The organism is Singulisphaera chitinilytica, assembly GCF_049331405.1.
Taxonomy (GTDB): domain Bacteria; phylum Planctomycetota; class Planctomycetia; order Isosphaerales; family Isosphaeraceae; genus PoT.
Genome location: NZ_CP186274.1, coordinates 5738303 through 5751458, shown reverse-complemented (window position 1 = coordinate 5751458; position 13156 = coordinate 5738303). Strand labels below are relative to the sequence as shown.

Genomic DNA, 13156 nt, shown 5'->3' with positions numbered 1-13156 from the left:
GGCCCGGTCTTATCCAGCAGCAAGCAGGAGCGAATCCCATGAAGGACTTACTCGCGGTCGTCGTCGTGGCCTGGCTCGCGTTCCTCGTCATCCTCGTCAAGCTCGGCATGAGCTGGGGTTACTTGAGCTATGACCTGGTGATGACCGTGGCGTCGGTCGGGTTCATCGCCAGGTTCCTCAATACGTGGTTCCAGGGTGAAGCGGTCGCCTCTTCCGACTGATCGCGATTGTCTTCGTCATCGGGACGCAATTCATCCATCCGAGAGGGGCTCCGGCCCCGCAGTATCGAATCGGCCTCATCCCGTGTGTCCGTGTCCCCGAACGGCGGCGCGTCGAGACTTGCTCTGCAGGCTCTCGGGGCGCCGCCGTTCGTTTGCGCCTGGGGCTCGCGGAAGTCCGGGCTTACAATCACGCCCGGCGATCCGGTCGGTCTCCCGAAAATATATGGCGGGAGGGGCGTCGACCATGTCTTTCAAAGGGTGTGGCGACGAAACGAAACGATCGGAGTCGAACGGGAGGCGGGCCATCGTGACGCTTGGAATCGCACTGCGGCAGATCGGCCGCCTCTGGTCGGATGGGGCCGTCGCGGGTTACTCCGACGCCCAACTGCTCGAGCGCTTCGTCGCGAGCCACGACGCCTCGGCGTTCGAGGCCCTGGTCGCCCGGCACGGGCCGATGGTCCTGAGCGCCTGCCGAGGGGTCCTCAAGGACCCTAACGACGCCGAGGACGCGTTCCAGGCGGCCTTCCTGATCCTCGTCAAGAAGTCGGGCTCATTGCGAGGCCCGGTCGCGCTCGGCCCCTGGCTCCATCAGGTGGCCTTCCGCGTGGCCTTGCGAGCCAATGCCAGCGCGGCCCGTCGGCGCGATTGCGAGCGCAAGGCGGGGCTGCTGGCCGGCTCTCTCCCGGTGGCGTCGCCTGCGGTCGATCCGGCCACGGACGAATCGATGCGGGCGCTTCACGAGGAGATCGCCCGGCTGCCCGAGAAGTTCCAGCGCCCCTTGATCCTCTGCGATCTCGAGCACGTCTCGCAGGCCCTGGCCGCCGGGGAACTGCGCGTGAGCGAGCGGACCCTCCAGCGCCGGCTGAGGGAGGCCCGGACCCGGCTCAAGGCCCGATTGACCCGCCGGGGGCTGGTCTGTGAGGAAGGGATGCTCGCCGCGGCCCTCCTCCGCGTCCCGGAGGCGGTCGTGCTCCCAGCCTGGGGCGAGGCCGTCGTCCGGCTTGCGGTCGCCGGGAACCCGCTTGTGGCCGCAGGTGTCTCGGCGTCGGCTCGAACCTGGATCCGGGAGGTTCTCAGGGGCCTTCTGATCCCGAAGCTCAAGCTGGCCTCAGCTGTCTTGCTCGGGGCCGGGTTGCTGGCGTGGGGGGCATCGGCGGCGGTTCAGGGTGGCGGCTCATCACGACGACCCGAGAGCCAACCGCGGCCTCGATTGGCGTTGGCTGCTCTTCAGGATGAGCCCAAGGCCGCGAAGGCGGAAACTCCCTGGAAACTCAGCTTCCGGGGTAAGGTCGTCGGGCCCGACCGTCAACCCATGGCGGGGGCGTCGCTCTACGTCACGCCGGCGTCGGGCTACCTCAAACAGCCGTATCCGTCGTCCGTCATGGCGACGACGGGGAAGGACGGGGCGTTCGCGTTCGACCTCAACGATTCGAAGTATCAGGGCTGGGGCCTCGTCGTCGCGGCCGAGGCGCCCGGCTTCGGGGCCGGCTGGGTGAGAGTGCTCCTCAAAGATCGGCGAGATGACCTCATGATCCCGCTCGTGAAGGATGACGTGCCGATCACCGGGCAGGTCGTCGACCTCGAAGGGCGTCCGGTCGCCGGCGCGTCGCTCCGGCTCATGCAGATCAATGCGTCTCCCGAGGAAAACCTAGGCCCCTGGATCGAGGCGACCCGGGCGAAGCAGGGAGACCGATATCGACTCGAGCAGGAGTACCTCTCGCGGATCACGATCGCGCCCGTGCGGCGGACCGTCACCAATGCCGAAGGGCGCTTCCGCCTCGACGGCATCGGCAACGATCGCCTCGCCACGGTGCTGCTCGACGGCCCGACGATCGCCAGCCAGTATCTGCATGTCATGACGCGAGCCGGGCAGACGCTCGAACTCCCCGCCCGCGAGGGGCCCGCGATGCGTTACTACGGGGCCGATTTCCGGCACTCGGCCAGCCCGACCAAGCCGGTCGTCGGCGTGGTCCGCGACCGGGACACGAAGGCCCCCCTGGTCGGGTTCACGATCCAGAGCTACAAGCTCGCGAATGACCCCATTCACGGCCTCGACATTACCCAGACGACGACCGATGCCCAGGGGCGTTACCGGCTCACCGGCCTGCCCAAGGGCGTCGACAACAAGATCGTGATCATCGCGAGTGGCGACCAACCTTATCTGTCCGTCTGGAGGCAGGTGCCGGATACCGTCGGCCTCGACCCGGTCACGTTCGACCTCGAGTTGAAGCGAGGGATCTGGATCGAAGGGAAGATCACCGATAAGGCGACGGGCGGGCCGGTGCGGGCCTATGTCGAATACTTCTCGAGGAGAAACAACCCGAGCTTGCGAGACCATCCCGGCTATGAGGGCACGTTCATGCTAGGAGGCTGGCCTCAGTCCTGCGAAGATGGTTCCTATCGCGTCGTCGGCCTGCCGGGCCCGGGGCTCGTCGTGATTTCCCGGAAGGACGGCTACCTGTCAGCCCCGGAGCGGGACGACGAGTTCGGCGCCAGGGAACCGAACTACTACAACACCGCGCCTTACGTCATCTCGTTCCCCGGCAACCATGACGCAATCGCCCCGATCGACATCCCCAAAGATGCCGAAACGGGCAAGAAGGACCTGACTCTCGACCCGGGCTGGAGCTTCTCGGGCAAGGTCGTTGGGCCCGACGGCAACCCGCTCCTCGGTGCGCAAGGCTTCGGAGTCATCAACACCACGCCCGGCGCTGGATATGGCGAACCGTTGCAGAACGGCGAGTTCCTCGTGCTGGCCTTCAACCCCAGGCGGCCTCGGGCGCTGCTGGTCCAGCATCGGGAGAAAGGCTTGATCGGCGAGGTTCCGGTGCCGGAGGAACCTCGCCGCTCCGTAACTGTTCATATGCAGGCAGTCGTCAAGGTCAAGGGGAGGCTGGTCGATGCCGCAGGCAAGCCGCAGGCCGGCGTCTCGCTGGAGGGCGAGTACCGCCGCGAGTCGTCGATGTCCTGGAAGGAATACTACCCCGTCCGCAATCAGAAGACGGACGAAGACGGCCATTTCCGCCTTGATGCCTTGCTCCCCGGCTGCGAATTCCGCCTGATCGCGGACAGGGACACCGAGGTAACGATCGACGCCCGCACCTTGAAATCAGGCCCGGAGCACGACCTGGGAGACCTGCGGGTCTCGAAGTACAGGGAGCCTTGAGGCCTCGGATCAACGGGTGAGAAGGCCCGCGTCGATGACGAACTCCGACCCGGTGATGAACCGGGCCTGGTCGGAGGCGAGGAAGACGACGGCGTTGGCGACATCCTCGGGCTCGATCCAGGGGACGGGCAGGAGGTTCCCGGCCGATCGCTCGGCGATCTCGCGAGGGGTCGCCCCTTCGAGCTCGGCCAGGCCGTCGTTCATCGGCGTGTTGACCCCCGTCGGGTGCAAGGAGACGACGCGGATGCCGTGCGGGGCCAGCTCGATCGCCCACGACTTCGAGAGGCCGGTCAGCCCCCACTTCGACGCCGCATAATGCCCGAGCCGTCCCATCCCGCGCAGGCCCGCGATCGACGAGTTGTTCAGGATCACGCCGGATTTCTGCGCGATCATGTGCGGGATGACGCGGCGGCCGACGATCCAGGGGCCCTTCAGGTTGATGTCGATCATCGCGTCCCAGGCCTCTTCCGTCAGCTCGTGGGCCAGGCCGTAGCCGCAGATGCCGGCGTTGTTGAAGAGGATGTCGACCTTGCCGAGGCGTTCGATCGTGGTCGCCACGGCCGCGGTGATCGCCGCGTCGTCGCGGACGTCGGCGGCGAACGTGAGGCACTCGACCCCGAGGGCGCGGACGGCCTCGGCGAGCGTCTCCAGGTCGCGGGACGTCCCCATGCCGTAGCCGGGGTAGTCGAGCGGCTTGGCGACGTCGATGGCCGCGACATGCACGCCTTCGCGAGCCAGGGCCAGCGCCGAGGCCCGCCCCTGGCCGTGCGCCGCGCCCGTGATCAGAGCGACCTTACCCCGGAGTCCCGTCGTGCTGGGGGGCGTCGAGCCCTGTGCGGGGTCAGGCATGCTCGGCCCCCTTGCGGTAGGTGAAGAGGTAGTCGTCGAGGTCGACGCGGAGGGCGTTGTTGAAGACGTTCGTCGCGATCATCAGGGCGCCGAAGGTCGTGAGCGTGACGATCTGCTCGGGGTCGAGGAAGCTCGCGAGCGACTCGTAGAGGGCGTCGGAGACCTCGTTCGGGGCCTTCACGAGCTGCCGACCGAAGGCGACGAGGATCTCCTCGCGAGGGTCGAGGGCGAGGGAATCCGGATCCTCCCCGGCGTCGATTAGGATCCGTCGAAAGAAGGTCGAGCAGATCAGGCAGTCGGTCTCGGCCGAGATGGCGTGGACGAAGACGAGCGTGGGGCGCTCGCCCAGGAAGCGCTGGGCCTCGGCCTTCAGGTCATACCACTGCATCAGGGCCCGCAAGGCGACGGGGGACCTCGCGAGGGTCCGCTTCATGTTCGTCGCCCGGCCGTAGCTGGCCTCGAGCGCCTCGATCTCGGCGCGAGGCTCGGGTCCGTCGTCCTTCTCCAAAGGCCTGATGCGTGCCATCGGCGGAGCCTCCGTGAACGAGCGGGCCGGCGAAGCGGCTCCTTGGCGATGAGCCCGGGGTGCTTCGCCGGCTTCGGATCGACTTCACACGCTATCGTCAGCGGGAGGGAGGGATCAACCCTTGTGGACGGAGTGGCAGGACTTGCAAGAGGTGGAGAGCTTCTTGTGGGCCGCCTCGGCCGCCGCCTTGTCCTTCGCCTTGGCCGCCTTGTCGAGGTCCTTGGCGTAGCCGTAGTAAGCGTCGGTCAGCTTCTTCCAGGACTCGGCGCTCCCCTTGGGGGGCTCGTTCTTGCCGAGGTCGGCCGTGAGGTCCACGAATTCCTTGGAGAGCTTCTCGAGTCCCGCCCAGTCGGGCGAAGCCTCGGCCAGCTTGGTCTTCACCTGCGCGATCGGCGCCTTGGGCCCTTTGACGAGCTTCATCACGTCCTTGATCGACGCGGGCTCATCGCCGGCGCCGGACGCGAACGCCGCTGAGAGGAGGAGGACCGGTCCTGCCAACAGCGCCATCTTCTTCGTCAACATCCACACGTCTCCAACAAAGAGTGCATGCGTCGCCGCATATCGAACGTCCCAACGTCCGAGGTGGGGGGGACCACATGATAGTGCATAATTCCGGGATTTCCAAAGGAGGTCGGCCGTCCGATCCGCCGGATTTCACGATGACTTACGTTGACCAGGCCGGCCCTCTGGCCCGAGGCCGGGGATCAATCCAGGCCGGCCCATGAAAGCGTTTGTCGATGACGAGCTCGGAGGTGGATGGGGCGGATAGGCGTCGAATGGCTCTTATAAGACTCGACCCGCCCGAGCGGCCGGGGACGATCGAGGAAGGGAACGCATCCTAACTTCATGGCAAGTTAGCCTAACTGTGCGCCTTGATTCTTTTTAAATAAAATTTGTCGGATTTTCCTTTTTTTCTTCCTTTGTCTACCTATGTGACGTAGGCTTGTTCCTCAGAGCCAAATCGCCGAGTTGCTCTATAGTGTTAGGACAGGAGGTCCATCCAGCGAAAAAGAGTAGGCACCACCATGCAGAATCGATGGGTCGCACGGGTTTTCCTGGGGCTGATCTTCGCATTCCCGCTCTTGGCGAGTGCGCTGGCCACCCCGTCCCTGGGCACCGCGACAGCCTTGATGAAGGTCCTGCCCGCGGTCGGCCTGGTCGAAACCTTCCTGATCGTCGGCTCGTTCTACGCCACCCGTCAGCGCCGCCGGCTCGTCGCCGACCTCGAGGTCGCCCGCACGCAGTTGGCCCCGTCGGCCCCGCGCACCACGCCGGCCTTGCACGGGTCGCTCGTGAGCCTCAACAAGCCCCTCTACAGCAACCTCGAACATTGATCGAGGCCGGGGCGTGAGCTCGCGTCATCGCGGATGGCTGACGGAATCGAAGGCGGGTGGTCGAAGACGGTGTTCCGATCGCCCGAGGTCCCCTCGGCCTGATCCGACGACAGGATCGAGCCGAAGCCGCTGCCTCTCCCATCCCTGTCTCATCTCTCAGCAGTTCGAGTATTTCCAGTTCCTCGACTTCCCCTCGGCCAGCCACTCGAGCGTCGTATTCAGGCGTTTCGAGCGGGTCCCTTCGGTCTTGGCCTCGTTGATCCAGTCGATGTATTCGCGCCTGTGGCTCGGGCTGAGCTTCGCGAAATAGGCCTGCGCCGCCTCGTTCTTCGCGAGGGCGAGCGTCAGAGCCTCGGGGATAGCCACCTCTGGTTTGGGCACCTTGGGGGCGGATCGAGCCGGGGATTTGACCCCGTCATCATTGAGCTTCATCGCCTTCTTGATGTAGCCGGTCAGGACCTTCTTCGAGGGGAGGTCGGAGAGCTGCGCGAGCTTGCCGAACTGGCCCATGCTCTTGTCATCCTCGTCCGCGGTGGCGGCCGACTCGACGACGAGGGAGCCTTTCCAGAAGCCGAATGCGCAGTGGTGCTTGAACGAGGAGATCCCGCAGAGCATGCCCCGATACTGGAAATGGGGCCGGCTCCACTTCATGGTCTCCTCCACCTCGGGGCAGGCGGTGTGGATGACCTCGCGGAGATAGGTCAGGATCGGCCTGGCGAACTCGGGCGACTTCTCGATGTAGGCGTCGACGCGAGGGTCTTGCTGCCCCATGGGACTACGCTCCGGATCTCGGATGGCTCTCCGTCGAGCATCCATCGGGAGTGACGGACCGCCAAAATCGGGTCTGGGCCGGCGATCTCGCCCGCCGCTTCTTTCTTGAGAATCGGCATGATCGCGCCGGGATCTCACCGATTTTCGCGTCGATTCTTCTGGATGCGACTGCGCAAGGGGGCCTGATGCCCTTATCAGGCCAGGATCCCGTGGATCGGCTGGCCGTAGTCGATCTCGAGCCGCTTCCGCCCGGGGATGTCGAGGCGGTGGGGGTCGAGACCCATGAGGTGGAGCAGCGTCGCGTGGATGTCGGTGACGTAGTGCGGGTTCTCGACGGCGTGGAAGCCGAGCTCGTCGGTGGCCCCGTGGACGTGCCCCGGCTTGATCCCTGCGCCGGCGAACCAGACGGTGAAGCCGTGCGGGTGGTGGTCGCGACCCATCGCCCCGGCCTTCGTGCCGAGCGGGATTTCCAGCCCGGGGGTGCGGCCGAACTCGGTGCAGCAGACGACCGTCGTCTCGTCGGTGAGGCCCCGCCGCTTCAGGTCCTTGAGCAAACCGGCGATCGGGCGGTCGACCCGGCCGCACGACTTCGCGTGCAGGTCGCGGAGCTGCTGGTGCGAGTCCCACTCGCCGTAGTCGCTGAGGTAGACAAGCACGAACCGGACCCCGCGCTCGACCAGGCGCCTGGCGGCGAGCAGGCGGCGGCCGTAGACGGCGGTCGTCTCCTGGTCGATCCCGTAAAGTTGCTGAGTCGAGGCCGGCTCCTCGTCGAGGTTCAGGACCTCGGGGACGGAGCCTTGCATGCGGAAGGCGAGCTCGTACGACTTGATCCGGGCTCGGAGGGTCTCGTCGTCGGGGTACTCGACGGCGGCGAGCCGGTTCAGCTCCCCGACGAACTCGAACTCGTTGCGCTGTTCTTCGGCGATGAGGTCGCGGGGCCTCGTGCCGAAGGGGAGGGGGTTCTTGGGGTCGAGGGCCAGCTCGACGCCGCCGAAGCGGGGGCCGAGGTAGTCGGCCGAGAAGTTCTCCTTGACCCGGTTGTCCTTGTACTGGCCGAGGAAGACGAACTGGGGGAGGTTCTCGTTCAGGGTCCCGAGCCCGTAGTTGATCCAGGAGCCGATGACCGGCTGCTTCTCGTCGAGCTTGTGCCGGCCGTGGTGCATCTGGAATTCGGCTGCGTGGTCGTTGTCGGTCGTGTACATGGAGCGGACGAAGGAGATGTCGTCGACGCAGCCCGCCAGGTGCGGCCACCAGTCGCTGATCTCGATCCCGGACTGCCCGTGCTTCTTGAACCCGACCTGGAGCGGGAAGATCTCGGCGTGCCGACGCTCGCCGCCGACCACAGCCCTCGACCGCTCGCGGAACTCGGGGGCGTCGAGCGGGTTGGCCAGGCCGGTCGTCGCGTAGGTCTTGCCGGCGAGCCGGTTCAGGGCCGGCTTGGGATCCCAGGTCTCCATGTGGCTCACGCCGCCGGAGAGGAAGATCCAGATCACGCTCTTCGTCTTGGGGTCGAAGTGCGGCATGCCCGTCGGCCCGGCGATCGGGGCGTCCTGGGTCGCATCGGCCCGGACGATCCCGTCGCGCCCGAGCATCGAGCCGAGCGCCAGGCCCGTGAGGCCGAAGCCGACGTCGGAGAGGAAGGTCCGGCGGTGGATCCGACCGCAGGGGGGGCCGAAGCTCTCGCGACGCGCTGCGGGGTTTCGTCTGGCCATGTCGGTCGATGCTCCGTCGCTCGGCTCGGGGTCGAAGGGGGCCGGGAACGCCTCAGCGGATCGTCACGAAATCATTGTGGCTGAAGAGGGCGTGGATGAAGTCGCGCCTGGCCTTCGCCGGGGCCTGGGCCTTCTCGGCCGCCGGCCCGCTCTGCTCGAGGAGCGCGACCTGGCGCCTGAGGAAGCCCGAAGAGAGGTCGCTCTCGAGGCTCGACGGCCCCCGGGCGAGCACCTGCTCGAAGGCGTGGGCGATGAACTCGCGGGTGCGGTCGGAGGGCTCGGGGCTTTTCGCCTCGTCCCAGAGTCGCGCCGAGAGCTTCTGGCTCAGGCCCAGGAGCCACTCGTTGTTCGTCAGGGCGAGGGCCTGCTGGGGGACGACGGTCGTGGTCCTCCGATAGCACTCGCCGGCGTCGGCGGCGTCGAAGAGCTCGAGGAAGGGCATCCTCGCCTCGCCGTGGTGGGTGAAGTAGAGGCTCCGCCGCCGCGAGGCCAGCCCCTGGGCGAAGTCGATATCCGGGCCTCCGACCGTCGGGTCGAGCTCGCCGGCCGCCTGGAGCATGCTGTCGCGGACGACCTCGGCCTCCATCCGGGCGGCGGGGAATTTCCAGTACGCCTGGTTCTCGGGGTCGGCGGCGAGGTTCTCGCGTGGCGCAGGTCCCGAGGCGGAGGCGAGCCGGTATGCCGAGCTCATGACGATCAGGCGGTGCAGGGCCTTCATCGACCAGGCCGGGGCGTTCGAGGTCGTCGGGGCCATCAGCTCGACGGCGAGCCAGTCGAGCAATTCGGGATGCGTGGGGGCCTTGCCGTTGCGGCCGAAATCCTGGGTCGTGGCGACGAGCGGCGTCCCGAAATGCCAGCGCCAGATGTGGTTGGCTGCGACCCTCGCCGCGAGCGGGTTCTCCCGGTCGGTGATCCAGCGGGCCAGGGCCAGGCGCCTCCCCGTGCTCTGCGAGGGGAAGGCCGGGCCGAACGACGTGTACGCGTCCGTTTCCTTTGGCAGGGCCGCGCTGGCCGCCTCCAGGTCCTTCTTCGCCTTCGCCCGCGAGGCCTCCGCCGCGGCGACCTCGGGTGCGGCCTTCGGGTCGGCCTTCGCCTTCCGGCTCACCACCTCGCGAGCCTTCCCGGCGACGGCGAGGTCGGCCGTGGCTTTGATGATCGCCGCCAGCCGCTCGGCCTTCGACGCCGCCTTCGCGAGCCCCGCGGCATCACCCGGGATACGTCCATAGCGCACGTTGTCGGCGTCGATCCTGGCGGCGATGGCCGCGCGCTGGGACCTTGCGTTCATGGCCTGGGCGAGGTCGGCCCGGAACGTGATCCAGGCGGTCCGCCAGTCGGCGTCTCCTTGAGCCTTGGGGAGCCGGGAGAGCCACGCCTTCGACGCGACGGCCAGCGCTTTTGCCGAGCCCTTCAGGGCCGTCCCCGTCGTCGCCACGGCCGCGGTCTCATGGTCGAGGGCCTCTCGTTGCCGGACGGGTTGCAGGCCGGGGTAATAGATCTCGGCCGGGAGATTGATCGGCTCGACCCGCATCGTGGCATTTCGGTCGAGGAAGGCCGGGGCGCCGGCGGGGATCGGCGGGCGGCCGGGGACGACGTTGCGCGACTCGCCCCTCGTGTAGAGGAACGTCTGGGCGTCGAGCTTCTCGTCGAAGATCCGCACCATCCCCGAGGTGATGGGTGGATAATTCTTGCCATAATCATATTTGGGGAAGATGCCGGGGTCGGGCTCCCCGGCGACGCGCTCGTGGCGGAGTTCCAGGGGCTCGAAGCAGGCGCGGAGGCGGAAGTAATCCTCCTGCGTGATTGGGTCATATTTATGGTCGTGGCAATGGGCGCAATTGACCGTGAGCCCGAGGAAGGCCTTGGCGGTGTGTTCGACGTTGTCCTTCATCCACGAGTTATAGTTCCAGCGATAGAAGTTGCGGACCAGGAACCCGGTGGCGGCGAACCCATCCACATCCGCCGGGGCGAGCTCGTCGGCCGCGAGCATCTCCTGGACCATGCGGTCGTACCCCTTGTCCTCGTTGAGCGACCTCACGATCCAGTCGCGCCATCGCCAGATCTGGGCGTAGCTGTTGGTGACGTCGGGGACCGAGCGGCGGCCGTACCAGTCGCTATACCTCCAGACGTCCATCCAGTGCCGGGCCCAGCGCTCGCCGTGCGCGGGGCTGTCGAGCAGGCGGTCAACGACCTTCGCATAGGCCGCCTCCGACGGATCCGCGAGGAACTGTCGCAACTCGTCGCGAGTCGGGGGCAGCCCGGTCAGGTCGAGATAGACCCTCCGCAGCAGGACCTGTGGGCTCGCGGCGGGCAGGGGGGTGACCCCTCGCCTGGCCTGCTCCCTGGCGATGAACTCGTCGATCGGGTTCCGGGCCCAATCGGGCCGCGAGTTGCTGGCTTCGGGGACGGCCGGACGCTCCGGCTTCTGGAAGGACCAATGCTGCTTGGGGTCGGCCTCGGGGGTCTCCCCTTCGGGGGATCTGGCCCCTTGCTCGACCCAGGCCCGCAGCGTCGCGACCTGCTCGGCCGAGAGAGGGGCTCCTTCGGGGGGCATCCGCTGTGCCGGGGTCTTCTCGACGATGCGCTCGATGAGGAGGCTCTCGTCGACATTCCCCGGCTCCGCGGCAGGCCCGCCGTCCCCCCCGCGCCGGATCGCCTCGCCCGTATCGAGCCGCAGGCCCGCCTTCTGCTTGAGGGCCCCGTGGCAGGCCAGGCAGCGCTCCTTCAGGACCGGCTTGACCTGACGCAGGTAGTCGACGGGCTTGGCGGCCTCGCTACTCTGCCCGGAGAGGGCCAGGAGAACGAGCGTGAGGCTCCAGGTTGGAGTGAGGTCTCTCATGAGTGGCGCTGCCCCTCGTTGAGCGGATGCCATCCCTTGATGCGATGCAAGGTCGGGCCGGCGGTGGGGTCGAGCTTGATGCCGACATCGAGGAGGTCGCTCCAGGCGGCTCTGCCGATCCTCCGGCCGCACCTTGAGTCCCTCCGATTCAACAAAGATACAACGTCCGCCCCGGAAAGTAACCTCGAAAATGGGGCGGGCGTTGCAATTCAAGCCCGCTGATTCGAGAGACCTTGCATCACGTCAGCATTCGATGAGCCTGGGAAGATTTCACAAAGTGATAGATTGCTCACGCCAGAATCTCGTTGACGATATTCCCTTCCACGTCGGTGAGGCGGAAGTCGCGCCCCTGGTAGCGGTAGGTCAGGCGCTTGTGGTCGACGCCGAGGAGGTGGAGGAGGGTGGCGTGGAGGTCGTGGACGTGGACCGGAGACTCGACGGCGTGGTAGCCGAGCTCGTCGGTGGCCCCGTGGGTGATGCCTCCCTTGATGCCGCCGCCTGCGAGCCACATCGAGAAGGCTCGCATGTGGTGGTCGCGGCCGGGGTCCTTGCCCTTGCCCTGGAACATCGGGGTGCGCCCGAACTCTCCGCTCCAGACCACGAGCGTGTCATCCAGCATCCCGCGCCGCTTGAGGTCGGTCAGGAGGGCCGACGTGGCTCGGTCGGTCTGGCCGCAGCAGAGATCCATGTAATGCTGGAGGTCGCCGTGGTGGTCCCAGTCGCGGTGGTAAAGCTGGATGAAGCGGACCCCGCGCTCGGCCAGGCGGCGGGCCAAGAGGCAATTGGCCGCGAAGGAGCCGTCGGCCCGCTCGACCCCGTACAGTGCGCGGGTCTCGGCCGACTCGCCGGAGATGTCCATCAGCTCGGGGACGCTCGCCTGCATCCGGAAGGCCATCTCATACTGCTGGATCCTCGCCTCGATCTCGGGGTGATGCACGGCGCGGTCTCGCACGCGATTGAGCGAGACGACGGCGTCGAGGGTGTCGCGCTGGCGGCCCTCGGAGATGCCCGCGGGTCGATTCAGGTACGAGACGGGGCTGCCCCCCGCGCGGAACTCGATCCCCTGGTACTGGCCGGGGAGGAAGCCGCTGTGCCACTGTCGGGTGGAGATCGGCTGCGGGCTCCGGCCGCCGGGCGTGTCGGAGGTCATGACCACGAAGCCTGGCAGGTTAGCGCACTCGCTGCCGAGCCCGTAGGTCAGCCACGAGCCCATGCTGGGTCGGCCCTGGATGGCCGTCCCCGTGTTCATGACGGTGTGCGCCGGGTCGTGGTTGATCTGGTCCGTGTGCATCGAGCGGATGATGCAGAGGTCGTCGGCGTGCCGGGCGATGTGGGGCAGATAATCGCTGATCTCCTGCCCCGACTCGCCATACTTGCGGAAGGTGGTGAGGGGGCGGAGGACCTTGAGCGCTTGGTCCTGGAGCTGCGCGATCGGCTGCCCCTTGGTGAATGAGTCGGGCATCGGCTGGCCGTCGAGCGCGGCGAGCTTCGGCTTGTGGTCGAACGTCTCGAACTGCGAGGGCCCCCCCGCCATGTACAGGAAGATGACCCGCTTCGCCTTCGCCGGGATGTGGAGCCGTCCGAGGGCCCCGTCGACGGTCGAGGGGCTCCCGACCGCCTCCGCCATGAGGCTCGGGCCGAGGAGCGACGCCAATGCGGCCGAGCCGATCCCGGTCGAGGTCCGACCCAGGAAGGCGCGGCGGTGGAGCAGGTGGGCTCCGGATTCGCGTTCGTTCATGGG

Annotated in this window: 10 protein-coding genes; 3 read left to right on the top strand and 7 right to left on the bottom strand. The window is 67.1% G+C overall.

The window, feature by feature from the left end:
* Positions 1–38: 38 nt before the first annotated feature.
* Positions 39–221: a hypothetical protein gene (locus ACOYYX_RS22825; RefSeq protein ID WP_422924008.1), complete on the top strand. Its 183-nt coding sequence runs from the start codon at positions 39–41 to the stop codon at positions 219–221.
* Positions 222–528: 307 nt separating this feature from the next.
* Positions 529–3387, top strand: a complete 2859-nt coding sequence (locus tag ACOYYX_RS22820; protein ID WP_422924006.1) for a sigma-70 family RNA polymerase sigma factor — start codon at positions 529–531, stop codon at positions 3385–3387.
* Positions 3388–3396: 9 nt separating this feature from the next.
* Here ACOYYX_RS22820 and ACOYYX_RS22815 read toward each other — a convergent pair whose 3' ends face one another.
* From ACOYYX_RS22815 to ACOYYX_RS22805, 3 genes are all read right to left on the bottom strand, one after another.
* Positions 3397–4236 carry a mycofactocin-coupled SDR family oxidoreductase gene (locus ACOYYX_RS22815; protein ID WP_422924004.1) on the bottom strand — a complete coding sequence of 280 codons (840 nt, stop codon included), beginning with the start codon at positions 4234–4236 and terminating at the stop codon, positions 3397–3399.
* On the bottom strand, positions 4229–4762 hold the full coding sequence (locus ACOYYX_RS22810; protein WP_422924002.1) for a carboxymuconolactone decarboxylase family protein: 534 nt from the start codon (positions 4760–4762) through the stop codon (positions 4229–4231). Before ACOYYX_RS22810 ends, ACOYYX_RS22815 begins: the two co-directional genes overlap by 8 nt.
* 114 nt (positions 4763–4876) lie before the next feature.
* Positions 4877–5284 (bottom strand): cytochrome c, encoded by a 408-nt coding sequence (locus ACOYYX_RS22805; RefSeq protein WP_422924000.1) that lies wholly within the window; start codon positions 5282–5284, stop codon positions 4877–4879.
* Between the two features lie 503 nt (positions 5285–5787).
* On the opposite strand from ACOYYX_RS22805, the gene ACOYYX_RS22800 reads away from it, so the two are divergent.
* The gene (locus tag ACOYYX_RS22800) at positions 5788–6096 is read left to right on the top strand and encodes a hypothetical protein (protein ID WP_422923998.1); all 309 of its coding nucleotides are present in this window, start codon (positions 5788–5790) and stop codon (positions 6094–6096) included.
* A gap of 156 nt (positions 6097–6252) precedes the next feature.
* Here ACOYYX_RS22800 and ACOYYX_RS22795 read toward each other — a convergent pair whose 3' ends face one another.
* The 4 genes from ACOYYX_RS22795 to ACOYYX_RS22780 all read right to left on the bottom strand — a co-directional run bounded on the left by ACOYYX_RS22795 (position 6253) and on the right by ACOYYX_RS22780 (position 13153).
* Positions 6253–6867 carry a YdeI/OmpD-associated family protein gene (locus ACOYYX_RS22795; RefSeq protein ID WP_422923996.1) on the bottom strand — a complete coding sequence of 205 codons (615 nt, stop codon included), beginning with the start codon at positions 6865–6867 and terminating at the stop codon, positions 6253–6255.
* Positions 6868–7061: 194 nt separating this feature from the next.
* Positions 7062–8579 carry a DUF1501 domain-containing protein gene (locus ACOYYX_RS22790; RefSeq protein WP_422923995.1) on the bottom strand — a complete coding sequence of 506 codons (1518 nt, stop codon included), beginning with the start codon at positions 8577–8579 and terminating at the stop codon, positions 7062–7064.
* A gap of 52 nt (positions 8580–8631) precedes the next feature.
* Positions 8632–11415 (bottom strand): PSD1 and planctomycete cytochrome C domain-containing protein, encoded by a 2784-nt coding sequence (locus tag ACOYYX_RS22785; protein WP_422923993.1) that lies wholly within the window; start codon positions 11413–11415, stop codon positions 8632–8634.
* Between the two features lie 289 nt (positions 11416–11704).
* Positions 11705–13153, bottom strand: a complete 1449-nt coding sequence (locus ACOYYX_RS22780; protein ID WP_422923991.1) for a DUF1501 domain-containing protein — start codon at positions 13151–13153, stop codon at positions 11705–11707.
* Positions 13154–13156: the final 3 nt, after the last annotated feature.